The sequence below is a fragment of the Nocardioides sp. HB32 genome (genome assembly GCF_054058995.1).
In genome coordinates, this window is sequence record NZ_JBSSBS010000001.1 from 1,484,358 (window position 1) to 1,509,088 (window position 24,731).

Consider the following 24,731-nt stretch of genomic DNA (forward strand, 5'->3'; position numbering starts at 1 on the left):
ACGGTTCAGCGGGGGACGGGCTCAGCGGGAGTCGGGCTCAGCGGGGACGGTTCAGAGCCGCCTGGCGTCAGCGGGGGACGATGTTGGTGGAGCGGGCGGATCGTGGGCTGGTGCCGACGGCGTTGATGGCGACGACTTCGAAGCGGTAGTTGCCGGCGGTGAGGGTGAAGGAGCGTTGCCGGACGCTGGCGCCGAGGATGGGTGAGGTCGTGGTGGACACGACGGTGGCGTCGGCGGCGGAGGAGCTCATGCGCAGGGCGTAGACCTGGTAGCCGGTGATGGGTGAGCCGCCGGTGCTGGTCGGGGCGGACCATCGGGCGATGGCGGTCAGGGAGCCGCCGGCGGCGCCCTGGCTGGGGGTGCCGATGATCGGGGCGCTGGGGACGGTGGTGGCGGCCGGGGTGACGGTGTTGGAGGAGCTGGAGTAGGTGCCGGTGCCGGCGCTGTTGGTGGCGGCGACCTGGAAGTGGTAGGCGGTGCCGTTGGTGAGGCCGGTGACGGTCAGGCTGGTGGCGCTGCCGCCGGTGGGGCGCAGGACGCCGACCTGCTGCTCGGCGCTGTTGAGGACCTTGACCGAGTAGCCGGTGATGGCCGAGCCGCCGTCGTCGGTCGGGGCGGTCCAGCGGACGGTGGCCGAGGCGCTGCCGGCGGTGGCGGTGCCGATGGTGGGGGTGCCGGGGGCGGTGACCGTGGGGGCGCCGGTGGTGGAGCCGGGGGTGCCGGAGCCGGTGGAGAGCTGCCAGTTGGCGGGGTCGTTGTTGTCGGCGGTGAGGTTGGTCAGCTCCAGGGACTGGCCGGTGGTGGAGGTCGGCCAGCCGGTGCCGCCGTAGCTGACGGTGTCGGCGGTGGTGCCGTCGGGGCGGGTCAGGGTCAGGGTGCCGCTGGGGGCGAGGTTGTTGTCGTAGCGGTCGCCGACGAAGACGGTGGAGCCGTAGGTGCTGCGGAAGGTCGGGTCGTCGCTGATGAAGGTCATCGTGGCGTGCGGCAGGATCACGGTGCCGGGCTGGATGGTCAGGGCGATGCCGCCGGCCAGGTTCCAGCCGGACAGGTCGATGGCCTGGTTGCCGGGGTTGTAGAGCTCGACGAACTCGGCGTCGTCACCGGCGGTGGGGGAGTGCTGGATCTCGTCGATGACCATGTCCGGCGCGGCCGGCTGGTTCCCCGGCACCCGCGAGTCCGACGCGAAGGCGTTGCGCCGGTCCTGGATGGCGTTGAACAGCCGGGTGCGGAACGTCGCGAACGTGGTGCCGGAGGGGTAGGGCCAGGCGCCGATGTCGAGGGTCCCGACCGGCTGGGCGGGGCCGACGACGGTGTCGTAGAGGGACTCCATCCGGTTCGGCGCGAGGATGTCGTTGACCAGCGTGCGCAGCCGCCGGAAGTACATGTCCTTCCACTGCGGCACCGCGAGCAGGGCCCGCATCAGCGCGCTGGTGTTGTCGCCCGGCTCGGCCGGGGTGACGAAGTTGCTGTTCACGTTGCAGCAGCCGTTGCCGAGCGTGTGGTCGAGGTCCCAGGGGATGATCTTCCAGCGTCCGGTGTTCGGGTTGAAGACGAGGTCGAAGTTCTTGGTCGCCGAGTCGACGTGCTCGACGATGGCGGTCACGGCCGCGTAGTTGAGCATCTTCGGGATGTCGGCGTTGGCCAGCAGGAAGTCACGCTGGGCGTTGCCCGTGAGGTTCACGCCGTTCAGGAACGCCTGGAGCGACGCGTAGTTGCCGTCGTCGGGGTTCTCCTTTGTGAACCGCACGTTGACCGGACGGGAGGCGGTGAAGGCGCTGGTATCCGCGGAGTAGACCTCCTTGTCGTCGTACCCCTCACGCTTGCGCCAAGTGCCGTCGAAGACCTCGTTGAAGTTGTAGAGGCCCTGGAAGGCGCCGTTGCGCTGGGTTCGGACGGGGAACATCTGGTGGTTGACGATCCCGGCGCGCTGGTAGGCCTCCCACGAGAGGATCGACCGGCCGTGGGACTTGTCGCTCCAGTCGGCCTGCATGTCGAACTCGTCGACCGGCTCGGTGATGACGCCGGGCATGTCGAGGTCGTGGTTCTTCGGGAGGTGGAACTTCCAGCTGACCTTCGGGTCGCTCTGCGACGCGTGGCCCTTGATGTTGACCTGGACGTTGTCGTAGACGGTGCCGCCGTACGCCAGCGCAGCCGTGCGGGTGATGTCGGTGGTGGGCGCGTTGACCATCGCGTTGTAGTCCGCGTCGGCGATGAACCACTCGAGGACCGGGATCGGGCTGGAGACCCCGCTGGGGACGACGACGCCGCGGTAGTTGATGGTGTCGTCGGCGCGGGGGACGCGGCTGGTGGTGACGGCGTTGGTGGCTTCGACGCGGTATCGGATCAGGTGGCCGGCGGCGACGCCGGGGATGGTGGCGGTGAAGGTGTCGCCGCTGGTGTTGGTCATCGCGATGGTCTGCTCGGCGTTGAAGTCGGCGCGGTAGCGCAACGCCGGGGCGCTGGTCTGGCCGGTGACGGTCGCGGTGATGGTGACGGCCTGGTTCGCGGCGGGGCTGGTGGTGCTGGGGGTGACGCCGGTGATGCGGGGACCCAGGCCGGTGCGGCGCACGGAGTTGGCGGCGCCGGGGGTGCGGCCGGCGGTGTTGGTGGCGGCGGCCCAGTTGAGGAAGTCGTTGTTCTCCAGGGTGGGGTCGATCAGCTCCAGGGAGGGGCCGGTGCCGTCGGCCGTGACCGGCCAGGGGTCGTCGGTGCCGTAGGCGACGGTGTCGATGATGGTGCCGGTGTTGTCCTTGAGCGAGATCGTCTCGCCGCTGTTGGACAGGTTCCCGCCGTAGCCGGCGTTGGCGGCGCGGCCGTAGGTGGTCTGGTACTGCGTGACGTCCTTGGCGACCACGAAGTAGCCCCCTGCGGGGATGGAGGACCCGGCCGGGAGGGTCAGGGTGATGCCGCTGAAGACCCACCCGGACAGGTCGACCGCGGTGGTGCCCCGGTTGTACAGCTCGAGGTAGTCATCGCCGTCCAGATCGGAGACGGCGTGGTACATCATCTCGTTGATCACCACGTCGCTCGGCGCGGCCGAGGCCGGTGATGCCGTGCCCAGCTGGAGCATGGCAGCAACAGTGGCCGTGGCAGTGGCGAGGATGGCGAGCATGCGACGTGAGGTCATTGCCTCTCCCGGTTCCGGAGCGTGGGCGGCGCGTGCAGCCCCTCGCAACGGGACGCTAGGCTCCGGGCCCGCCCACCCTCATCGCCGATTTCGGGGACACCGGGAAACCCCGACGTCGCCGTGACCCCAGGGCGGTCCGGAAAGCGTCCAGTCCCAGGCGCTCGCGCCAGCTCCAGACGCTGACGAGGTAGGCGCACGACGCGGCCAGGAGCGCCAGCGTCGCCGCAAGGTGGTCGGGGCCGAGAGCGAGCGCTACGAGGTCGACGGCGCCGAAGCACACCAGGGCCGAGGCCGACACCAGCATCGTGGCCCGGGTGCCGGGCCACATGCCGAGCTGGCGGCGTACCTGACCGAGCGGCAGCAGGTTCCGCACGACGATCGCCACCGCCCACGAGATCGCCGCCCCCCGGATCCCCAGGCGGGGGACGAGGACCAGGTTCAGCCCGACGTTGACCGCCAGGGCGATCGTGCTGTTGCGCAGGCTCAGCCAGCTGCGTCCGGCCATCAGCAGGACCGAGTCCACGGGACCGCAGGCGGTGGCCAGGAGCATCGTCAGCGACAGGATCACCACGACGTCGGAGGCCACGTGGTAGCCGTGACCGAACACCCCCATCAGCGTCGGCGAGAAACCCGCGAGCACCAGGTAGAACGGCCACGCCGCGAGCACGCTCCACCGGGTGGCCGCCTGGAACAGGGCGTCGGCTGCCGGCTTGTCGCCCTTGGCGAACACGGCACTGAGGTGCGGCGAGAGGGCCTGCTGCACCGCCTGGACGAACAGCTGGCCGAGCACGATGAACCGGGTCGCCGCGGCGTAGAGGGCAGCCGCCGTGGGGGAGGCCAGCGCGGCGACCATCACGATGTCGGACCGTTTCAGCGCGGTCTGGGTGACTCGGGCGGCCGCCCGTGGGGTCGTGTAGGCCCAGAACTCGCGGGCGAGGGGCACCCACGGGGTCGGCACGCGATCTCCCGCGGCACCGGCCCGGTCCGTCGAGCGACGGACCAGGCGGTGCAGCCACCAGCAGCCGGCCACCAGGCCCAGCGCGTACGGTGCCGACCAGGCGGCGGCCAGCGCCAGCGGTCCGCCCCCGGTCGCGAAGACGGCCAGGACCGCGAGCGCCTGGAGCCCGAGCCGGCCGACGTTCTCGACCAGGACCGTCGGGCGCATCGATCCGCACCCACGGGTCGCCGTGACGACCAGGTCGTGCAGCGCGGCCACGGGGAGCACGAGCGCCAGGGTGCGGAGCATGACCGTCATGGTGGCGGCGGAGTCCGTCCCGACGAGGACCGGCGCGAGCGCGGACGCCGTCACGGCCATCAGCGCCGCGACGGCCAGGGACAGCGCGAGCACCGGCACCGCCGCGACCGCGAGGGTCCGCCGTACGTCTGCGGCCCGGCCCGAGGCGAGCTGCTCCGGGAGCCATCGCACGAGCCCCGTGTCGGTGCCGAGCAGGGTCACCGACTCCACGATCAGGAAGGTGGAGGTCGCCGCGAACAGGGTGCCGGCGTCCGCGGGGCGAGAAGCCGTTGGTGACGATGACCACCAGCAGCACGCCGAAGACCGCGCTGAAGCCGGCTCCCACCACGCTCGCGGTCCCCCGTCGGGCCAGCCGGGTGAGGTGACGCGCCTCGCTGGAGACCGGTGGGTCGGGGCTCGGCGCCGGGGGCGAGGTACCTCCGGTCATCTGCGTGCGCGGAGTCGTTGCCCGAGCCGGTCCGTGCTCACCTGGCCGTGGGCCGCGCCGGGCTCGTCGGCGATCGCGGGCGGACGCAGGATCGCGTCGTGCCGGTTGAGCACGAGACCGGCGACCGGGCCGTGCCCGGCAGCGTCGCGGACGGCGCGCTCGAGCGCGGAACGGGGTGTCCGGCCGAGGGTGACGACCACGATGACGGTCGCGGCGGCTCGGGCCACCGCCTCGCCCTCCGGGGTGTCGAGACCCGGCGACTGGACCACGACGACGTTCCCGGCCTCCGCGAGGGTCTCCAGCACCGGTCGGACCCGGTCGGTCAGGAGGAGGTCCGCGAGGTGCGGACCAGCGGCACCGCTGGGGAGCACGCACAGCAGTGGCTCGACGGTGGAGTGGAGGAGCTCGCGCACGTCGAGCCGCTCGTGCTGCAGGAGCTCGGTGAGCCCGTCGTCGAGCACCAGGCCGTTGGTCGCGGGACCCGACGTCGTGCGCACCAGGACGGCCGCGTGGCCGGAGCGCGCGATCGAGGCCGCCAGGGCCTCCGAGACCGCCACGGCGTCGGCGCCGGCTCGCTTGGCCGACGGCGCGGCGATGGCGATGGATGCCGGCGACGGCTCGGCGTCGAGGATGGCGGCACGGAGGTGACGGATCGTGGCGTCGACGGCAGCGGCGTTGTCGCGGCGGAGCACCCGGTCGCGCAGGCCCGGACGCGGGACCGCGGTCACGTGCAGGCCGGCCGCCTCGACCTCGGCGACCGAACCGACCGCACGGCCGAGACGCTCCCGGAGCAACGCGCACAGGTAGCCGATCAGGAGCCCGCCCAGCGCACCCAGGACCGGTGCCGCCGTGGCGACGAGATCGCGGGCCGCCTTGGGCGAGGTTGCCGGCGCGATCACGGATCCCGCCGGAGCCGCGCTCGTCTCCAGCGCCGTGCGCTGGGCACGGAGGCCCACCAGCTCGTTGCGCAGGGCCGTCGCGAGCTCCGACTGGAAGGACCGGGCGGCCGGCGTACCGCTGTGCGAGGCAGCGGTGGCCGCCTCGAGGTCCGCCACCACGCGCGCCGTCTGGGTGTCCACCTGGTCGATGCGATGCGTGTTGACCGCGTCGAACCGGCGGACCCGGTTCTCGAGGTAGGACTTGGCGACCGCCGCCGTGACCTCCTGGGCGAGCACTCCGTCGGCCCCGGTCCAGGAGATCTCCAGGACCTGGGTGTTCGGCGGTACGACGATCTGCAGGCCGGCCTGCAGGGCCGCCGTCGTCAGCGGGTGGTCCACCGCGACGGTCCGCAGCACCTCGGCCGAGCGGGCGACCTGCGCCTCGGTCTCCATGCTCGTGAGCTCGTCCTGCCGCACGGCTGACGCCGACGGGACGAACGGGTTGCCGACCGACGGGTTGACCAGCACCCGTGCCGTGGAGGTGTACGTCGGCGGTGCGGACGAGCCGTAGAACCAGCCACCGATCGCGCCGAGCACGACGAACACGCCCACCAGCACCAGATGTCGGCGCACGACCACCGAGGCGGACGGACGCGGAGGCGTGGACGGAGCGTCAGGAGACATGGTGGTAGTCCCTTCCCAGTCGGGTGGTCGGCAGTGTGCGGCCCAGTGCCGCGGTGCCCCGCACCAGTCGCACCGGCAGGTGGACCGGACGGGGTGAGCGATCGCGGGCGGCTCCCAGGAGGCAGCCGCAGAGGAGTCCGACCATGGCGCCCGAGACCGCCGGCACCTCGGCGTTGCGGTAGTCGGCGCGGGCCGGCGGGCTCGCCGTGTCGATGATGTCCAGCGGGCGCAGCTGCGCCTCCTCGAGTGCGTCGAGGTCGCTCTGGAGCTGGAGCACGTCGCTCTCGAGCGGCTCGTACTCGGGCACCACGACCTGCTTGACCCGTTCCTTCGCGAGGAGCTGCTCCTGCTGGTCGATGAGCAGCCGCAGCTCGCGCACCTGGTCCGCGCGCAGGGAACCCAGCGTGGTCCGCCGCACGTCGCCCAGTGCAGACGCAGCGGCATTGGCGGCCGCGGCGGCCGCGGCCGGCGACTGCGCCGTCACCGTGATGTGGAGCACCCGCGAGTGCGCAGAGGCCCCGACGGAGAGGTGGCTGAGCGCCCCTGCGGCTGAGCCGCCGAGCACGTCCGCCACCGCTGCGAGGACCTCGGGGCTCTGCAGGAGCTGGGCGTCGGTGTCGATGGTGACCGCGGGCGGCACCAGCGTCGTCGTCGACGGCGTCAGGTACTTCGGGACCGGGGTCAGCACGACCGATGCGGTGGCCGAGTAGGTGGTCGGGGTCATCGCCGCGAGGGCGATGCCCACGAGCAGCCCGAGCACGGTCAGCGTGGCGAGGGAGACCAGCCGCCGGCGGACGAACGCCGGATAGGCCGACCACAGGGGCAGGTCGCCCGGCCCGGTCATGCCGTCCACGCGGGGTCGCGACCGAGCAGGGTCGACAGGCCCTGGTCGTGGCTGGAGAAGTGCTCGCGGAGGCCGGCTCGCGTCGCCGGGTCCATCGGCGCGCTGGGTCGCGCGTTCCACCGGTCGAACCGGGCGGGCATCACGGGGGGCAGCTCCAGGAACTCGAGCAGGCGCCCGTACGTCGCCTCCGGCTCGGTGAAGAACAGCTCGCTCTCCACGACGTGCACCCGCTCCGGACCGAACAGCCCTTGCAGCCGGTGCAGCTGGTCGTCGTAGTGGCCGCGCCGGACGTAGGCGTGGTGCCGGTGGCTGAAGCTCTGGTAGGCCGGATCCGCGACCATCCGCTCCGTCTGGCCGGACAGCCGCTCGTCCTCCAGCTCGAGGGCGCGCTCGAAGGCCTCCGTCTCGTACCCGCGTGCGAGCTCGTGCTTCCACGCGGAGTAGGCGCGCTCGACGGGGTCGCGCAGCATCGCCACGACCTTGACCCCGGGCAGGTCGCGGGCGATCCGCTCAGGGGCGCACGGGTGGAACATGTAGTAGCCGCTCGCCTCGAAGGTCACCGGGGTGCGGCCCTCCTGGGCGCGGCGCTCCAGCCGGGTCCCGGTCGGGAAGTGTCCCTGGTACCAGGCGAGACCCCGGTGGTAGTTCACGTCGAAGTAGTTGACGCCCTTGTGGTAGTTCGCGCCGTGCACGAGCGGGTGTGACGACAGTGCTCGGAACAGGGAGGTCGTGCCGGCCCGCTGGGCCCCTACGAGGAGGAACGAGGGCAGCCGGCGCCGGGTCGCCGTCGCGGTGCCCAGCCGGACGGAGAGGGTCCGGCCGGCGGTCTTGACGGTGTGGGGTGCCGCTGCGCGGACGCTCATGAGATGCCTTTCGTGGAGACCGGACGAGCCGTCTCGCCGAGCCGGTCGAGCTGGGCCAGGACCCACGCCGTACGCCGGACCAGCGCCGGGGTCGAGCCGTGGCGGAGGGCGTCGGCGTACCGGACGCCGATGTGGAGGAGGTACAGCCGGAGGGTGAGCTCGTGGTCCGCTGTCGGGATGCCGAGGTCGACGAGCAGCTCGGGCACCGACGCGAAGAACTGCTGCTCCTGCCGGCGCTGGTCGCGCTCGCCCGGGCGCACGAGCTGGGCCGCGAAGTGCAGGCCGTCGAACCCGAGCGGCACGTCGGGCTCGTAGCGCTCCCAGTCCCAGACATCGACGACGGAGCCGCTCATGCCCATGTTCCAGTGCCCCCAGTCGCCGTGCCAGCCGCCCAGCCGCACCCGGTCGGTCCCGTGGTCGGCCGCGACGGCGTGCGCCGCCGCGCCGAGGTGGTCCCGGTCGGGACGTGCCGGCAGCGCGCTGATCGCCTCGTGCAGCCGGCGCCAGAAGGTGGACTCCGTCAGCGGCGCGCAGCTGACCCCGCCCAGGTGCGACAGCTCCCACGTGGCAGCGGTCCGCGCGCCGGCAGTGACGACCCGGTCCCGGTCGGACGCCAGCGGGGACACCGCCAGCACCTGGAGTCCGGCCCACGGGCCGTGGTGCAGGACGGCCGGCACCCGGAAGTGGCGGAGCTCGTGATCGGCGAGCCGCAGCAGCGCGCGGGCCTCCTGGTCCACCAGGCGCCGGGTGAGCTCGTTGTGCCCGACCTTGGCGTAGGCCAGGAGCCGGCCACCGTGCACCTCGAACACCGGCAGCACCGGCTTCTGGTTGGCGCGGCGGGTCCCCAGCATGACCCCGACCCGGACGGCGGTTCCGAGGCACGCGGAGAGGTGGCGCTCGATCGAGTCCGCGTCGGGGTCCGTGGCGGAGACCCGCAGGACCGGCCACGGGGTGAGCCCGAGCACGCCCGAGCGGACCGAGCGCTCGAGAGCGCCGCGGACCGGACGGCTCACCAGCGAGTCGGGTCCCAGCCGGTCGAGCATCCGCGCGGAGCCGGGCACGTCGACCGGCACCAGGAGGCGGGGCCGGCGCGAGCTGGGGAACAGGTACGCGTTGCGGTCGGCGGCGTCACCGGTGCGCCCCCGCGTGACGCAGGGTGCGGCCCACGGCGGCGGCCAGAGCAGCCGCGCCACGTCCGCGGCGTACGACGCCGACCCGTCGGCCGTCGTCACGGCGCCACCTCCGGCTCAGTGATGTCCGACCTGGCCATCAGCCCCACCGCGATCATCACGGTGAACAGCGCCGACCCGAGCGAGTCGTAGACGAAGAAGCAGACGACGGCGATCAGGAGCACTGTGCAGGTCGCGACGTCCAGGGGCGCCGGACCGCGGGCCCGGCGCAGGAACTGCGCCCCGAAGAACCACAGGCACAGGAGGGTCCCGCCGAAGCCGGTGGTGAGCACCAGGCGCCACATGAAGCCCTGCGTCCCGAGCGGCGGAGCGGCGCACTGGTGGCACGACTCCGTCTCGCCACCGGCGAGGGAGCTGAAGCTCCCCGCCATGGTGCGCGTGGTGCCGTACCCGAGCACGGGCGAGCCCTGGGCGGTGGTGGACACCACGGTCTCCGCCGTGCCGGCCCGGCGATCGTTGCTGTGCGGGGTCTCGACGCGCAGGACCAGCGTGTCGTAGAGCGGGGACGCCGTGAACGCGATGCCGCCGATCACGACCGCGGCCACGAGCACCTGCAGAGCCCGGGTGCGCCCGTTGACGGCGAGCCGGACCGCGGCGTACCCGCCGGCGAGGGCGAGGGAGATCCACAGGCCGCGGTTCAGGGAGAAGATGATCGGGAAGACGGCGGCGACCAGCACGACCGGCGCGAGCTTCCGGCGCCAGCCGGCGTCGCGCCCCAGCCACGCCAGGAAGAAGAAGGGGAGGTAGAGGGCCAGGTTGTTGCCCCACGCGTTCGAGTAGGGGAAGGGCGCCGTCGGCCGGGGCTGCACGTAGCCCAGGAAGTCGCTGCTCGAGGAGAGCGACGGGTGCACCAGCGTGCGGACGAAGTTCGTCGAGACCAGGCTGTGGGGGAGCATCAGCTCCATGGGCGACTCGAACTCGAGGCTGGGCGCCAGGACGGCCAGGACGCCGAAGCCCGCTGTCACGACGAACATCCAGCCGAGGAGCCGCACGATCCGTTGTGTCGACACCTCGCGCGCGGTGTTGACGACGTACAGCATCACGACCGTGATCGCCAGGTACCACAGCGCCCAGACGCCGAAGTTGGCGACGCGTCCGAGTCCGCCGCCCGGCACCGTGTGCGGTGCGGTCGCGTGCACGAGGAGGACGCCGGCGAACATCCAGACGAGGAAGAGCAGCCACGGCGTGAAGCCGCGCGGGACCCGCAGCGGACCTCCGCGGCGCAGGTGCACCACCATCACCGCGGCCATCGCGAAGAAGATGACCTGCGCCAGGCCGAGCGCCCACCAGAGCGGGAAGCCGAGGTACAGGACCGAGAGGGGCCATCCGGGCCCGAACAGCCCGGTGCGCGGGGGCACGGGGGTCCCGGTGTCGGTCCCGTACGCCGGGCGGACGACCTCCTGCGTCACGAGCCCGCCCCCGGGGCCACGAGGTCGGACCGCCGGCCCACGTAGCCGTAGCCGAGGAGGTGGGGAAGGGTCACCGCGGTGACCATGCGGCGGGCACCCACCGGGAGCGACGACCGCCATGCGTCGTCGAGGCGCAGCTCGACGCGTCCGGAGACGAACCGGCTCCGGCTGCCGGCGATGCCGTGGCTGGGCTCCAGGACGACGCTGCGCTCCCCGACGTGGTCGAGCGCCGCCGGGTCGGTGGAGAGGCCGAGGGCGGCCACGGCCCGCTCGAGCGTCGGCCGCGGCCGGGCGACCAGGTCCTCGTACCGCACGCGGGCGGCGTGCGGGACGGACGCGGCGACCGCGCCGCACTCGATCTCGAGCGTCGTCCAGAGCACGGCGAGGCGGTGCGGCGGGTAGGTCGCCATCGTGTCGCCGTCGCGGGACTGCGGCTTGCGGATCCCCGACTTGGTCCAGGAGTGGGCGACCCCGCGCGGGTCGCGCACCAGGTGGAGCACGCGCAGGTCCAGCCCGCGGAGCCGGCGCAGCGCCACGAGCTGGGCCGCGGACTTGCTGGCGTCCACGACGACGTCGGCGCCGGAGACCTGGGCGATCGCCCGGTAGAGGCGTTGGTAACCGTCGAGGTAGTCCGCGAGCTGGTGCCGGAAGTCCGGACCCGCGACGCCGGCGGCCAGCTGCGGCACCCGGCGCTGGCGGACCAGGTGCTGCTGGAGCCGGCACATGCGGTCGGTCACCGACTCCCACCCGCCGAACGCCTGCTCCCCGACGGCGGTCCAGAACGGGCACGCGGAGAAGGGCTCGCCGCACCCGCACCGCTGGTCCTGGCTGATGACGCGGGAGAAGATCGCGTTGAGCTCACCGGTGTTGACACAGCCGGGCAGCGCGCCGAGCATGCGTTCGAGCAGGGTGCTGCCGGAACGACCCACACCTGCGATGTACAGCACCTTCACGACATCCCCCGACGTCCTGGTTTCTCGTGCCACCGCCCTCGTGGCGGATCCGCGTCGGACGCTAGGGGCGATGCCGGACGGGGAGGGGTTTTCGTCGGTGGGCTCCCCCAAATCGGGTATCTGGACGAGGAGGATGCGTGACGGGCCGACCAGCGAAGCTGCGTCTCGCCGCCACCGTGACCGCCGTCGCCGCCCTGGTGACGGCCGGGTGCGGAGGGGAGGGGGCGACCACCCGGCGGGCGCCGGTACCCGAGCGCTCCTCGACCGCCGTCGTCGGCCACCCGGACGCCGACCTGTGGCTGTCCTTCGAGAGGACGACGATGGCGTACGACGGGACGACGGCCTACCCGGACGCGGCGGGGGGTCCCTACGTCGGTGACCTCGTCTCGGCCAACGGGGGCCGGGTCACCCGGGTGGGCGGGGCGGACGGGTCATCGGCGGCGGTCGCCTTCCCTCCGGCGTGCACGAGCCCGCGTGGGTGCCCCCGGGCGATGGTGGAGGTCATGTCCGCCGACGGTCTCGATCCCGCCCGCGCCCCCTTCGAGTACGGCGCTGCCGTCTGGCTCGCGCCCGACCAGACGACCACGGGCTCGAACATCGTCCAGAAGGGCCGCTTCGGGACCGAGGGTGGCCAGTGGAAGCTCCAGGTCGACGACACCGCGGGCAAGCCCAGCTGCATGGTGCGCTCCCCCGAGGGCGAGCTGGTCGTGCGCTCGACTACCACGATCGCGGACTCCCGGTGGCACCACGTGGTCTGCCGGCGAGACGCTCACGGGCTGTCGATCACCGTGGACGGCACCGTGACCCGTCGGGCCGGCCGCACCGGCTCCGTGAGCAACCCGTGGCCGGTCCGGGTCGGCAGCCCCGGCGTCGGCGACGACGACGACCAGTACCACGGGCGGGTCGATGACGTCTTCCTGCGCATCCTGGAGGACGGGTGAGCGATCAGGTCGGGCGGGCCACCCAGGGGGAGCCGAGCAGCTCGGCGAACGCGCGCTCGCCGGGCCCGTGCAGCTCCAGCGAGCCGTCGGGGGCGTGGACCCCGGAGTTGAAGTACGACATGGAGACGATCCCGTGCGTCCGCGCGTACTCTGCCGCGTCGCGCAGCCAGGCGGCTGCGCTCCCGGGGTCGCTGGGATCCTCGCGGCATCCGTACTCGCCGATCGCCAGGGGGGTGTCGTCGATCCACGGGAGCACCTCGTCGATGCGGCTCCCGAAGGTTCGCCACGGCTTGCCGTTCGTCGGCGACCACGGGTTGTAGACGTCCACGCCCAGCACCGCGGCCTCGGGGACGATCCAGGACCGCGGATCGGTGCCGCGCTGCAGGGGATCGAAGGTCCAGTGCTGGAGGACGGGCACCGTCGTGACCGACGGAGCCAGGTCGCCGGCCAGGCGGATCACGTGCCGCTGCATCGCCACGTAGTCGGGCGCGGCCATGCCTGCCGGCCCGACGTCGTTCTCGGGTTCGTGGTGGATGGTCAGGAAGACCGGTCCCGCCTGCTGCCTCAGGGCTCCGAGCAGCTCGGTGAGCCACGCGTCGAAACCTCCGCTCGCGACGTCGGCCCACGTCCCGGGCGGCTTCATCGAGACGTGCGGCAGGCGGTCGTGGGCGAGGTCGTCGGCACACTGGTGCGCCAGCTGCGCGATCTCGTTCTGGTCGGGCGTGAAGTACGACCGGTGCACCGCCAGGCTGGCACCCAGCGTCGCCTCCCAGTCCGCCACGGACCGGTCGGCGGGCAGGGACGCCCCGAAGTAGACCTGGGTGGGGGCGGGGCAGCCGGCGAACGCCGGCTCCGCGCTCGCCGGCCTGCTGGCAGCCTCGGTTTCCCGGGGTCGCGTGGTCGTGGGGGAGGTCGCGCGCCGGGGACCGGACGGACGGGAGGGGCTGCTGCACCCGGAGACGGCGACGGACAGCGCTGCCGCCGCTCCGAGCCCGAGCAGCCTGCGTCGGGCGATCGGCATGGCGCGAACGTAGGTCCGGATCGGCTCGCGTCCCCCAGCGCTGGTGAGCCGTCCCCCAATTCGGGGATGGCCCGGCCCCAATCTTGGGGATAGGCGTCGGTGAAGCCGACCACCCTGCGCGAGACCTCCCGAGGATCACGGCCATGGACAACCGGACCGATCCTCCGCGAGCACGGCGTCGCCGTTCACCGCGGGCTGCCGACGGTGCGGCGACCGGCCCGGTGCTGCTCGTCAGCACCCAGGGCGGTCACCTCGCCCACCTGCTGGCGCTACGCGGCTGGTGGCAGGGGCACTCCCGGGTATGGGTCTGTCCCGACGCCCCGGACGTGCGCGACCGGTTGGTGGGTGAGCGGGTGGTCCGGTCCTACTCCCCGACGACCCGGAACCTGCCCAACCTGCTGCGGAACGCCGTCCTGGCGATGCGGATCCTGCGTCGCGAACGCCCCTCCTTGCTCGTGAGCGCAGGAGCCGGCGTCGCCGTGCCCTTCTTCGTCGGAGCCTGGTTGCTCGGCATCCCGACGGTGTTCATCGAGGTCTACGACCGGGTGGACACGCCGACGATGACCGGTCGCCTCTGCGGTCCCTTCACGACGCTCCGGATGGTGCAGTGGCAGAGCCAGCTCGCGTTCTACCCCGACGCCCGGCTCGTGGGACCGCTGCTGTGAACGCGCTCGTGGTCGCTCTCGTCGGCACCGACCACCATCCCTTCGACCGGCTCGTGGGATGGATCGACGACGCGGCGGCTCGTCACGGCGACGTCCGGTTCGTGGTCCAGCACGGCGTGACCCGAGCACCGTCCCGGGCCGAGGGTCACGACTTCCTCGCCCGTGGCGTGCTCGACGGGCTGCTCGAGGAAGCCACGGCGGTCGTCTGCCACGGCGGGCCGGCCCTGGTCATGGATGCTCGAGAGGCAGGGCACGTCCCGCTCTGCGTGCCGCGTGACCCGGTCCTCGGGGAGCACGTCGACGACCACCAGCAGCGGTTCGCCGAGCTGGTCGGCCGGGTCGGCGTCGTGGTCGACATCAGGAGCCAGGCCGCGTTCGAGAGCGAGCTGGCCCGGGCCCTCCGCGAAGGCCCGCCGGACCCCGGCTCGAACGCGTCCGTGCACGAGGCCCGGGACCTGGCGCGCACGAGGGCAGCGGCCGAGCTGGCCGCGGTGATGCTCCGCAGCCCGACGGGTCGACCCAGGCGCCGACGACATGCCCCTGCCTGAGCACTCACCCCACCTCGGCGCCGCACCGGGACCGTCGCCGGCCGGGCCCCCCGGGCCTGCAGTCGACCGGCCCGTGGTCGTGTACCTCGCCGGATTCGGCCGGTCGGGATCCACCCTCGTGGAGCGGATGCTCGGCGCCGCGCCGGGCTGGACGAACGTCGGCGAGCTCGTGGACCTGGCGCGCGCGGTGGCGCGCGCGGACGAGCTCTGCGGGTGCGGGGCCAGGTTCTCACGCTGCCCCGTGTGGACGAGCGTCGGCGAGCTCGCGTTCGGCGGGTGGTCCGACGAGGTTCTCGATCGCCTGGTCGGTCTGCACCGGGCCGCCGCGCGGCAGCGACACCTGCCCCGGATGCTCGCGCGTGGCGTTCCGTCGGACCAGCTCACGAACCTGCGCACGGCCTATGACCGGATCTACTGCGCCGTGGCCGAGGTGACGGGCGCCTACGTCGTCGTCGACGCCTCGAAGGGTCCGGCACTGGGCCAGGCGCTCGCCGGTTCGCCCGACCTGGACGTGCGGGTGCTGAACGTCGTCCGGGACCCCCGCGCGGTGGCATGGTCGTGGAACCGGGAGGTCACCCGCCCGCACGCCACGGACGGCGAGGCCAGGATGTGGCGCATCGCGGCGCCGCGCGCCGCCGCGCAGTGGTCCGCGCTGCAGCTGGAGGTCCAGGCGATCGCCGGGATCGGCGGCCCGCGCGCGGCGAGGATCCGCTACGAGGACTTCGTCGCCGACCCGGTCCGCACCCTGGTGTCGGCCACCACGGACCTGGGAGTGCCGCTCTCCGCCGACGACCTGCCCGCCTTGCACGGCGGCGCGCTCCGGCTCGGACCGAGCCACGGCCTGTCCGGGAACCCGTCGCGGTTCCGCTCCGGTGAGATCCCGCTGCGGCGCGACGACAGCTGGACCCGCGAGATGCCGTTGGGCTCACGCAGGGTCGTGACCGCACTGACGCTTCCCCTGCTCGCCGCGTACGGATACCCGGCGACGCAGCGGCGACCCCGACCCACCACACCCCGCCCAGCGGAACGAGACAGGACGAGAGACCCGAGATGACTGCACACCTCCCCACCGTGAACGTGGTGATCCCCACCCGCGGCCGCCCGACGCTGCTCGGCGAGACCCTCACCTCGGTGCTGTCGCAGGACTACGACGGCCCCATCGAGGTCCTCGTGGTCCACGACCGCGAGGAGGCCGACCTGATGCTCGAGCTGCGCTCGCTCCCGGACCGGACGGTGCGCTCGATCGTCAACACCCGCACCGCCGGGCTGTGCGGCGCGCGCAACACCGGGGTGCTCGCCAGCGACGGGGAGTTCGTCGCCTCGTGCGACGACGACGACATGTGGCACCCGAGCAAGGTGCGCCTCCAGGTCGAACGGTTGCAGTCCGATCCGACGCTCCTGGCGGTCGGCGCCGGGATCCGGCTGCTGATGGGCGAGCGGGGCGACGTCGAGTGGCCGGCGCGCGAGTCGGTGGTGAGCCACGAGAGGCTTCTCGAGAACCGGGTCAAGGAGCTGCACAGCTCGACGCTGATGATGCGGCGCAGCTCGTTCGACGTCGCGGGGCTGTACGACGAGGACCTGCCGCACGGCTACGGCGAGGACTACGACTGGCTGCTCCGCGCGAGCCGCGCCGGCCGGATCGGGGCGGTCCAGGAGATCCTCGCCGACATCCGCAAGGACATCCCGTCGTGGTTCCGCGGGCGGTCGCTGAACACGGCCACCGCCCTGGAGTACCTCCTCGACAAGCACCCGGACTTCCGGGACCGGCGCCGCAGCCACGCCCGCATCCTCGGCCAGATCGCCTACGCGCGCGCCGCGGCCGGACAGCGTGCCCGGGGCGCGCGCATCGCCGGCCGGGCGCTCTGCCGATACCCGGCGGCGCCCCACGCCTGGCTGGCGCTCGCGGTCGCGGGGCCGGGCATCGAACCGCAGCGGATGCTGTCGGCGGCGCGCCGGATGGGACGGGGGCTCTCGTGAGCAGGCTGCCCAACTTCCTGTACGTCGGTCCCGACAAGGCCGGGTCCTCCTGGCTCCACGAGATGCTGCTCAAGCACCCGGACGTCTACCTGACCCCGGCGAAGGACCTGTACTTCTTCGACCGCTACTACGACCGGGGACTCCCGTGGTACGCCGCGCAGTTCCGCGACGCCCGGGACGAGGCGATCGTCGGGGAGGTCTGCCAGGACTACCTGTTCCACCCGGAGGCGGCGGGCCGGATCCGGGACACGCTGGGCCCCGTCCGGATCATGGTGTCGCTCCGCGACCCCGTGGAGCGGGCGTGGTCGTCGTACCTCTACATGCGCAAGCACGGCATCGGACCCGACACGTTCGCCGAGGCCCTGCGGGCGCGTCCCGAGCTGCTCGAGCACGGGCGGTACGCCACCGGTCTCGACCGGTTCCTCATGCTGTTCCCGCGCGACCACGTGCACGTGGCGCTCTTCGACGACCTGGTGGCCGACCCCCAGCGCTTCCTAGACGGGGTGACCGAGTTCCTCGGGATCGACCGGCTGCCGCTGGCCGAGGACGACCTCGCGGCCCGCCTGCCGGCGGCCCGCGCCCGCTCGGTCCGGCTGGCCTCGGCAGCGCGCCGCAGCGCGGACTGGGTGCGCGAGCACGACGGCGCCGTCCTGGTGGGTCGCGTCAAGCGCTCGGCGCTGGTCCAGCGGACGCTCTACCGGCCCATCGACCGCGGGACGGTGCGACCCGACGAGGCCGACGTGCTCGCGGTCCGCACCGCGCTGTCGCCGGAGGTCGAGGCGCTCGAGCGGGCCTTCGCGCTGCCCCTGCGCGAGTCCTGGGGCTGGTAGCTCCGCAGGTCCCGCCCGGGCAGGAGCCCCGCGAGGCAGCCCGTAGAATCAAGTCACCCCCTGTCAGCTGCTGACCGGGGGCTCTCGTGTTGCTCCGAAGGGACAAGCTGTGCACCTCTCCGGCCTGGCCGACGCCGTCCTCGCCGACCCCACCCTCGACGAGGCGATGGCCGACGCCCGCGACGGTGCGGTGCGTGCGCTCGACCTCACCGGGCCCGAGGCGATGCGGCCGTACGTCGTGGCGGGACTGGTCCGCGCCGGCCGATCCGTCCTCGCGGTCACCGCCACCGCGCGGGAGGCCGAGGACCTGGTCGCCTCGCTCGGGGACCTCGTCGACCCGGCGCTGGTCGCGTACTACCCGAGCTGGGAGACGCTGCCGCACGAGCGGCTGAGCCCGCGCAACGACACGGTCGGCCGCCGGCTCGCGGTGCTCCGCCGGTTGCGCCACCCGGGCGACGACGCCGCCAACGGCCCGTTGAAGGTGGTGGTCGCACCGGTGCGCTCGGTGCTCCAGCCGCAGGTCAAGGGCCTCGGCGACCTCGAGCCGGTCGAGCTCGCCCCGGGCGACAGTGCGCCGCTCGAGGACGTCGTGCGCCGGCTCTCCGGGGCGGCGTACTCCCGCGTCGACCTCGTCGAGAGGCGCGGCGAGTTCGCGGTCCGCGGCGGCATCGTCGACGTGTTCCCGCCGACCGAGGAGCACCCGCTGCGCGTCGAGTTCTGGGGCGACGACGTCGAGGAGATCCGGTCGTTCTCCGTCGCCGACCAGCGCACGCTGGAGAAGGTCGACCGGCTCTGGGCGCCGCCCTGCCGCGAGCTGCTGCTGACCGACGAGGTGCGGGAGCGGGCCGCCGAGCTCGGCCGCCGTCATCCCGTGCTGCTCGAGCTCACCGACAAGATCGCGGCGGGCATCGCGGTCGAGGGCATGGAGTCGCTCGCGCCGGTGCTCGTCGACGAGATGGAGCTGCTGGTCGACCTGATGCCCGACGACACCCACGTGCTGGTCCTCGACCCCGAGCGGGCCCGGACCCGGGCGCACGACCTGGTCGCGACCAGTGAGGAGTTCCTCGACGCCAGCTGGGCGGCCGCCGCGGGCGGCGGTACGGCGCCGATCGACCTGGGCGCCGCGTCGTACCGCTCCATCGCCGACGTCCGCGAGCACACCATCGAGTCAGGCAAGCCCTGGTGGACGGTCAGCCCGTTCGGCATCGCCGACGACGGCGAGGTGGACGCGCACGCCGTGCCCAGCCGGGCGCTGCCGGCGAAGCCGGCCGACGCCTACCGCGGTGAGATCGACCGCGCGATCGGCGACGTCGACCGCTGGCGCCAGGAGGGCTACCGCGTCGTGGTGCTGCACGCCGGCCACGGCCCCGCCGAGCGGATGCGCGAGGTGCTCGCCGAGCACGACGTGCCGGCGCGGATCGCGGAGGACGTCCAGGAGGCCGCCGACCTCAGACCGGACGTCGTGACGATCACCTGCGGCTCGATGTTCCACGGCTTCGTGGACGACGCCAACCGGCTCGCCGTCCTGACCGGCGAGGACCTCTCCGGCCAGCGGGCGTCGACCCGGGACATGCGGCGGATGCCGGCCCGGCGCAAGCGCCAGATCGACCCGCTCGAGCTCACCGCCGGCGACTACGTCGTGCACGAGCAGCACGGCGTCGGCCGCTTCGTCGAGATGAAGCAGCGCGAGGTCGGGGGGGCGGTGCGCGAGTACCTCGTCCTCGAGTACGGCGCCTCGAAGCGTGGCGGCCCGCCGGACCGGCTCTACGTCCCGGCCGACGCGCTCGACCAGGTGACGCGGTACGTCGGCGGCGAGCAGCCGTCCCTCGACCGGCTCGGCGGCGCCGACTGGAGCAAGCGCAAGAACCGGGCCCGCAAGGCCGTCCGCGAGATCGCCGCCGAGCTGATCAAGCTGTACGCCGCCCGCCAGGCCACCCAGGGCTACGCGTTCGGCCCGGACACCCCGTGGCAGCGCGAGCTCGAGGACGCCTTCCCGTTCCAGGAGACCCCCGACCAGCTCAGCACGGTCGACGAGGTCAAGGGCGACATGATGCGCCAGGTGCCGATGGACCGGCTGGTCTGCGGCGACGTCGGCTACGGCAAGACCGAGATCGCGGTGCGCGCGGCCTTCAAGGCCGTGCAGGACGGCAAGCAGGTCGCGGTCCTGGTCCCGACGACGCTGCTGGTGACCCAGCACCTGAGCACGTTCTCCGAGCGGATGAGCGGCTTCCCCGTCGTGCTCAAGGGCCTGAGCCGCTTCCAGACCGACTCCGAGGCCCGCGATGTGATCGCGGGCCTCGCGGAGGGCTCGGTGGACATCGTGGTCGGCACGCACCGGCTGCTGAACCCCGACATCCGGGTCAAGGACCTCGGCCTGATCATCGTCGACGAGGAGCAGCGCTTCGGCGTCGAGCACAAGGAGCAGATGAAGCGGCTCCGGACCTCGGTCGACGTGCTGTCCATGTCGGCGACGCCGATCCCGCGCACCCTCGAGATGGCGATCACCGGCATCCGCGAGATGTCCACGATCACCACCCCGCCCGAGGAGCGGCACCCGGTCCTGACGTACGTCGGCGCCTACGAGGACCGCCAGGTCGTCGCCGCCGTACGCCGCGAGCTGCTGCGCGAGGGCCAGGTCTTCTACATCCACAACCGGGTGAACTCGATCGAGAAGGCCGCGGCCAGGATCCGCGAGCTGGTGCCCGAGGCCCGGGTGGCCACCGCGCACGGCCAGATGGGGGAGCACCAGCTCGAGCAGGTGATGCTGGACTTCTGGGAGAAGCGCTTCGACGTGCTCGTGTGCACCACGATCGTCGAGTCCGGCCTCGACGTCTCGAACGCGAACACGATGATCATCGAGCGGGCCGACACCCTCGGGCTCTCCCAGCTGCACCAGCTCCGTGGGCGGGTGGGGCGCAGCCGGGAGCGCGCCTACGCCTACTTCCTCTACCCGGCCGAGAAGCCGCTGACGGAGACCGCGCACGAGCGGCTCGCGACGCTCGCGCAGCACTCCGACCTCGGCGGCGGCATGGCGATCGCGATGAAGGACCTCGAGATCCGCGGCGCGGGCAACCTCCTCGGCGGCGAGCAGTCCGGCCACATCGCCGACGTGGGCTTCGACCTCTACGTCCGGCTGGTCGGCGAGGCCGTGCACGAGTTCCGCGGCGACGCGGAGCCGGAGCTCGACGAGGTCCGCGTCGAGCTGCCCGTCGACGCGCACCTGCCGCACGACTACATCCCGAGCGAGCGGCTCCGGCTGGAGATGTACAAGCGCCTCGCCGAGGTCCGCTCCGACGACGACGTCGACCTGATCAACGAGGAGCTCCTGGACCGGTACGGCGAGCCGCCGGTCGAGGTGGTCTCGCTGCTGCTGGTGGCGCGGTTCCGCGCCCGGGCGCGACAGGCCGGCATCGGCGAGGTCACCATCGCCGGTCGGAACGTGCGGTTCGCACCCGTCGAGCTCCCCGACTCCCGGGTCGTGCGCCTCAACCGCCTCTACCCGAAGTCGATCGTCAAGGCACCGGTCCGCACGATCCTGGTGCCCCGACCCCAGACCGCGGTGGTCGGGGGGAAGCCGATCGCCGGCATCGCCCTGCTTGAATGGGCCCGGCAGGTGATCGACGCCGTCATCGACCCCGCCGCCGAACCCGCTGCACACCACAAGGAGAACCCGTGACCCCGACCCGTCTTGGTGGCCTCGCGCTGGTCCTCGCCGCCGCCGTGCTGCTCACCGGCTGCGACGACGTGCCGGCCTTCAGCCCGGGCGTCGCCGCCCGGGTCGGGGACGACACGATCTCGACCAGCCAGGTCGACGACGTGTCGGTCGCGTACTGCCAGGCCGCCGAGAAGCAGCTGCAGGAGGACCAGGCGCTGCCGCAGCACTACCTGCGCGCCCAGGTGGCCGGCAGCCTCGCGCTGCGGGCGGCCGCCGACCAGTTCGCCGCCGACCACGACGTCACGGCCGGCCCGTCGTACGACCAGGCGGTGCAGCAGGCCGAGCAGTCGCTGGCCGACCTCAGCGACTCCCAGCGGCAGGCGATCATCGACGTGCAGGGCGCCGCGACCTACGTCCAGGCGGTCGAGACCGCCGTCGGCGCGGCCCTCGGCGGCAGCGGCGCGAAGGCGAACCTCGCCGCCGGGCAGAAGGCGTTCCAGGACTGGCTCGACGCGCACGACGTGCGGATCGACCCGCTGTACGGCGTCTCGATCGACGACGGCGCGTCGAAGCTCACCGACACCGGTCTCTCCTTCGCGGTGTCCGACACCGCGACCAAGGCCGACGCCGACCAGCCCGACACCGAGTACGCCGGGGCCCTGCCGGACAACCAGCGCTGCGGATAGCCGGCGGGCTGATGACGGCGTCGGGCGAGCCGCTCCTGGAGTTCCTCGAGGTGATGCGCCGCCTGCGCGCCGAGTGCGCGTGGAAGGCCGGCCAGACGCACCGCTCCCTGGCGCGCTACCTCCTGGAGGAGACCCACGAGACCCTCGAGGCGATCGACACGGGCGACGCCGCTCACCTGCGCGAGGAGCTCGGCGACCTGCTGCTGCAGGTCTACTTCCACGCGGTGATCGCGGAGGAGGGCGGCGAGTTCACGATCGACGACGTGGCCGCCGACATCGTCGCCAAGATGCGGCGTCGCAACCCGCACGTCTTCGGGTCCGCGCGCGGCGGTAGCCCCGAGGAGATCAACGAGGTCTGGGAGTCGATCAAGGCGGCGGAGAAGCAGCGCGGCTCGGTCACCGAGGGGCTCCCGCCCGGCCTGCCCGCGCTGCTGTACGCCGACAAGGTGCTCGACCGGCTCGAGCGGGCGGGGCGCACCGTCGAGCCGCACGGGACCGACCTCGGCGGCCGGCTGCTCGCCCTCGTCGCGGAGGCGCGGGAGCAGGGCGTCGACCCCGAGCAGGCGCTGCGGGACGCCGTCCGCGCACTGCTCTAGGGTTCGTCCGCGGCTCGGGTACTCATCGTCGAGGACGACTCCGACGTGCGCGACCGGATCGCCCACTGCCTGCTGCGCGACGGCCACGAGCGCGGCGGGGTGCCGGACCGGACGCGGCTGCGCACGCTGCGCGACGCCGAGCCCGGCCACCGGCCGGACCTGGTCCTCATGGACTACGCGCTGCCGGACACCGACGCGCCACGGTGGCACCGCCTCCGCGCGTGACAACGGCGACGGCGCTGGGACGACGATGACCGTGTCGTTCCCCGCCGCTAGGCTGAACCACGGCCTGAACGACTCCCCAGTCTCATCCCAGGAGCAATGACGTGGCATCCATCGAAGCTGTCGGCGCTCGCGAGATCCTCGACTCGCGCGGCAACCCCACCGTCGAGGTCGAGGTGCTCCTCGACGACGGTGCGTTCGCCCGCGCCATGGTCCCGAGCGGCGCCTCCACCGGCGCCTTCGAGGCGGTCGAGCTCCGCGACGGCGGCGACCGGTACGCCGGCAAGGGCGTCCAGAAGGCCGTCAACGCCGTCATCCAGACGATCGCGCCGGCGGTGGAGGGACTCGCCGCCGACGACCAGCGGCTGGTCGACCAGACGATGCTCGAGCTCGACGGCACGCCCAACAAGGCCAAGCTGGGCGCCAACGCGATCCTCGGCGTCTCGCTCGCGGTCGCGCGGGCCGCGGCCGACTCGGCGCAGCTGCCGCTGTACCGCTACGTCGGCGGGCCGAACGCACACCTGCTCCCGGTGCCGATGATGAACATCCTCAACGGCGGCTCGCACGCCGACTCGAACGTCGACGTCCAGGAGTTCATGATCGCGCCGATCGGGGCCGCGTCGTTCCGCGAGGCGCTGCGCGCGGGCGCCGAGGTCTACCACGCGCTCAAGTCGGTGCTGAAGAAGAAGGGCCTCTCGACCGGCCTCGGCGACGAGGGTGGGTTCGCGCCGAACCTGGACAGCAACCGGGCCGCGCTCGACCTGATCGCCGAGGCCGTCGCTGCTGCCGGCCTCAACCTGGGCAAGGACATCGCGCTGGCGATGGACGTCGCAGCCTCGGAGTTCTACGAGAACGGCGCCTACGCCTTCGAGGGCGGCACGAAGTCCGCCGAGGAGATGACCGCCTACTACGCCGACCTGGTCGCGTCGTACCCGATCGTCTCCATCGAGGACCCGCTCGACGAGGACGACTGGGAGGGCTGGAAGGCGATCACCGACCAGCTCGGCACCAGGACCCAGATCGTCGGCGACGACCTGTTCGTCACCAACGTCGAGCGGCTGCAGCGCGGCATCAGCGGCGGGCAGGCCAACGCGCTGCTGGTCAAGGTCAACCAGATCGGCTCGCTCACCGAGACCCTGGACTCCGTCGAGCTCGCGCACCGCAACGGCTTCCGCTGCATGATGAGCCACCGCTCCGGCGAGACGGAGGACACCACGATCGCCGACCTGGCCGTGGCGGTGAACTGCGGCCAGATCAAGACCGGTGCCCCGGCGCGCTCCGACCGGGTCGCGAAGTACAACCAGCTGCTGCGGATCGAGGACGAGCTGGGAGATGCCGCGCGCTACTCCGGCGCGTCGGCGTTCCCTCGGTACGGTGCCTGAGCGAACCTAGGAGGCATGCCCTCCGAGTCCCGACGTACGCCGTCGCGCGGACCCCGTGGCCGGAGCGTGCCCCGACGACCGGCACCGCGGGTCGCCGCCGGACCGGCCGCCGCCGTCGAGGCGCGCCGGCCGCGTTTCACCGGCCGGGCAGCGATCCTGGTGCTCGTGGTCGCGGTCCTCACGGTGAGCTACGCGTCCTCGCTGCGGGCCTACCTGCAGCAGCGGGAGCACATCAGCGACCTCAAGGACCAGATCGCGCTGCGCCAGGCCAGCATCGAGGACCTCGAGCGGGAGAAGGCCCGCTGGGAGGACCCGGCGTACGTCCGGCAGCAGGCGCGGGAGCTGAACTACGTGATGCCCGGCGAGACGTCCTACGTCGTCCTCGACGAGAACGGGGACCCGATCGAGCGGAGCAGCGAGCTCACCGACCCCTCGACGGTCGCGCGGAAGCCGCCCACGGCCTGGTGGTCGACGGCGTGGCAGTCCGTCGAGCTGGCCGGGAACCCGCCCCGGCCCGAGCCCCCGCCGCCGTCGAAGATCGACGAGAAGTGAGCGGCCCCGGACCGAGCCTGCGAAGG

At 72.8% G+C, this 24,731-nt stretch carries 21 protein-coding genes; 12 read left to right on the plus strand and 9 right to left on the minus strand.

What is annotated here, in order from left to right:
- Nucleotides 1–67: 67 nt before the first annotated feature.
- The 8 genes from ACVW2K_RS07470 to ACVW2K_RS07505 all read right to left on the minus strand — a co-directional run bounded on the left by ACVW2K_RS07470 (nt 68) and on the right by ACVW2K_RS07505 (nt 11,630).
- Nucleotides 68–3,127: a lamin tail domain-containing protein gene (locus tag ACVW2K_RS07470; RefSeq protein ID WP_457202073.1), complete on the minus strand. Its 3,060-nt coding sequence runs from the start codon at nt 3,125–3,127 to the stop codon at nt 68–70.
- Nucleotides 3,128–3,182: 55 nt separating this feature from the next.
- Complete coding sequence (locus tag ACVW2K_RS07475; RefSeq protein WP_457202074.1) at nt 3,183–4,592, minus strand: MATE family efflux transporter; 1,410 nt, start codon at nt 4,590–4,592, stop codon at nt 3,183–3,185.
- 213 nt (nt 4,593–4,805) lie between these two features.
- Nucleotides 4,806–6,371, minus strand: a complete 1,566-nt coding sequence (locus tag ACVW2K_RS07480; RefSeq protein WP_197025436.1) for a Wzz/FepE/Etk N-terminal domain-containing protein — start codon at nt 6,369–6,371, stop codon at nt 4,806–4,808.
- Nucleotides 6,361–7,215 carry a GumC domain-containing protein gene (locus tag ACVW2K_RS07485; RefSeq protein ID WP_155992424.1) on the minus strand — a complete coding sequence of 285 codons (855 nt, stop codon included), beginning with the start codon at nt 7,213–7,215 and terminating at the stop codon, nt 6,361–6,363. Before ACVW2K_RS07485 ends, ACVW2K_RS07480 begins: the two co-directional genes overlap by 11 nt.
- A complete protein-coding gene (locus tag ACVW2K_RS07490) occupies nt 7,212–8,078 on the minus strand; it encodes a sulfotransferase family protein (protein WP_028639252.1) in 867 nt (288 codons plus the stop codon). The genes ACVW2K_RS07485 and ACVW2K_RS07490 overlap by 4 nt, the downstream gene beginning before the upstream one ends.
- Nucleotides 8,075–9,310, minus strand: coding sequence for a hypothetical protein (locus ACVW2K_RS07495; RefSeq protein WP_457202075.1), 1,236 nt, complete (start codon nt 9,308–9,310; stop codon nt 8,075–8,077). Before ACVW2K_RS07495 ends, ACVW2K_RS07490 begins: the two co-directional genes overlap by 4 nt.
- Nucleotides 9,307–10,677, minus strand: a complete 1,371-nt coding sequence (locus ACVW2K_RS07500) for a hypothetical protein (protein WP_457202076.1) — start codon at nt 10,675–10,677, stop codon at nt 9,307–9,309. Before ACVW2K_RS07500 ends, ACVW2K_RS07495 begins: the two co-directional genes overlap by 4 nt.
- Nucleotides 10,674–11,630 (minus strand): sulfotransferase, encoded by a 957-nt coding sequence (locus tag ACVW2K_RS07505; protein WP_457202077.1) that lies wholly within the window; start codon nt 11,628–11,630, stop codon nt 10,674–10,676. Before ACVW2K_RS07505 ends, ACVW2K_RS07500 begins: the two co-directional genes overlap by 4 nt.
- Nucleotides 11,631–11,767: 137 nt before the next feature.
- On the opposite strand from ACVW2K_RS07505, the gene ACVW2K_RS07510 reads away from it, so the two are divergent.
- Complete coding sequence (locus ACVW2K_RS07510; RefSeq protein WP_457202078.1) at nt 11,768–12,571, plus strand: LamG-like jellyroll fold domain-containing protein; 804 nt, start codon at nt 11,768–11,770, stop codon at nt 12,569–12,571.
- Between the two features lie 4 nt (nt 12,572–12,575).
- On the opposite strand, the gene ACVW2K_RS07515 is transcribed toward ACVW2K_RS07510, so the two are convergent.
- Nucleotides 12,576–13,592 (minus strand): hypothetical protein, encoded by a 1,017-nt coding sequence (locus ACVW2K_RS07515; RefSeq protein ID WP_457202079.1) that lies wholly within the window; start codon nt 13,590–13,592, stop codon nt 12,576–12,578.
- Nucleotides 13,593–13,735: 143 nt separating this feature from the next.
- Between ACVW2K_RS07515 and ACVW2K_RS07520 the strand changes: the two genes are divergently transcribed.
- From ACVW2K_RS07520 to ACVW2K_RS07570, 11 genes are all read left to right on the plus strand, one after another.
- Nucleotides 13,736–14,257: a glycosyltransferase family protein gene (locus ACVW2K_RS07520; protein WP_081790671.1), complete on the plus strand. Its 522-nt coding sequence runs from the start codon at nt 13,736–13,738 to the stop codon at nt 14,255–14,257.
- Entirely contained in the window at nt 14,254–14,805 is a 552-nt protein-coding gene (locus tag ACVW2K_RS07525; protein WP_051549568.1) for a glycosyltransferase, read from the plus strand. Before ACVW2K_RS07520 ends, ACVW2K_RS07525 begins: the two co-directional genes overlap by 4 nt.
- Nucleotides 14,792–15,859: a sulfotransferase gene (locus ACVW2K_RS07530; protein ID WP_457202080.1), complete on the plus strand. Its 1,068-nt coding sequence runs from the start codon at nt 14,792–14,794 to the stop codon at nt 15,857–15,859. The genes ACVW2K_RS07525 and ACVW2K_RS07530 overlap by 14 nt, the downstream gene beginning before the upstream one ends.
- Nucleotides 15,856–16,782, plus strand: coding sequence for a glycosyltransferase family A protein (locus ACVW2K_RS07535; protein WP_028639248.1), 927 nt, complete (start codon nt 15,856–15,858; stop codon nt 16,780–16,782). Before ACVW2K_RS07530 ends, ACVW2K_RS07535 begins: the two co-directional genes overlap by 4 nt.
- Nucleotides 16,779–17,612 (plus strand): sulfotransferase family protein, encoded by an 834-nt coding sequence (locus ACVW2K_RS07540; RefSeq protein ID WP_457202081.1) that lies wholly within the window; start codon nt 16,779–16,781, stop codon nt 17,610–17,612. The genes ACVW2K_RS07535 and ACVW2K_RS07540 overlap by 4 nt, the downstream gene beginning before the upstream one ends.
- Before the next feature lie 109 nt (nt 17,613–17,721).
- The gene (mfd, locus tag ACVW2K_RS07545; protein WP_457202082.1) at nt 17,722–21,288 is read left to right on the plus strand and encodes a transcription-repair coupling factor; all 3,567 of its coding nucleotides are present in this window, start codon (nt 17,722–17,724) and stop codon (nt 21,286–21,288) included.
- The gene (locus ACVW2K_RS07550; protein ID WP_457202083.1) at nt 21,285–21,953 is read left to right on the plus strand and encodes a hypothetical protein; all 669 of its coding nucleotides are present in this window, start codon (nt 21,285–21,287) and stop codon (nt 21,951–21,953) included. The genes mfd and ACVW2K_RS07550 overlap by 4 nt, the downstream gene beginning before the upstream one ends.
- A gap of 11 nt (nt 21,954–21,964) precedes the next feature.
- Entirely contained in the window at nt 21,965–22,549 is a 585-nt protein-coding gene (locus ACVW2K_RS07555) for a MazG family protein (protein WP_457202084.1), read from the plus strand.
- A 45-nt stretch (nt 22,550–22,594) separates the two neighbouring features.
- A complete protein-coding gene (locus ACVW2K_RS07560) occupies nt 22,595–22,774 on the plus strand; it encodes a hypothetical protein (protein ID WP_457202085.1) in 180 nt (59 codons plus the stop codon).
- 101 nt (nt 22,775–22,875) lie between these two features.
- The gene (eno, locus tag ACVW2K_RS07565) at nt 22,876–24,153 is read left to right on the plus strand and encodes a phosphopyruvate hydratase (RefSeq protein ID WP_457202086.1); all 1,278 of its coding nucleotides are present in this window, start codon (nt 22,876–22,878) and stop codon (nt 24,151–24,153) included.
- Between the two features lie 15 nt (nt 24,154–24,168).
- Nucleotides 24,169–24,705 carry an FtsB family cell division protein gene (locus ACVW2K_RS07570; RefSeq protein WP_028639242.1) on the plus strand — a complete coding sequence of 179 codons (537 nt, stop codon included), beginning with the start codon at nt 24,169–24,171 and terminating at the stop codon, nt 24,703–24,705.
- Nucleotides 24,706–24,731: the final 26 nt, after the last annotated feature.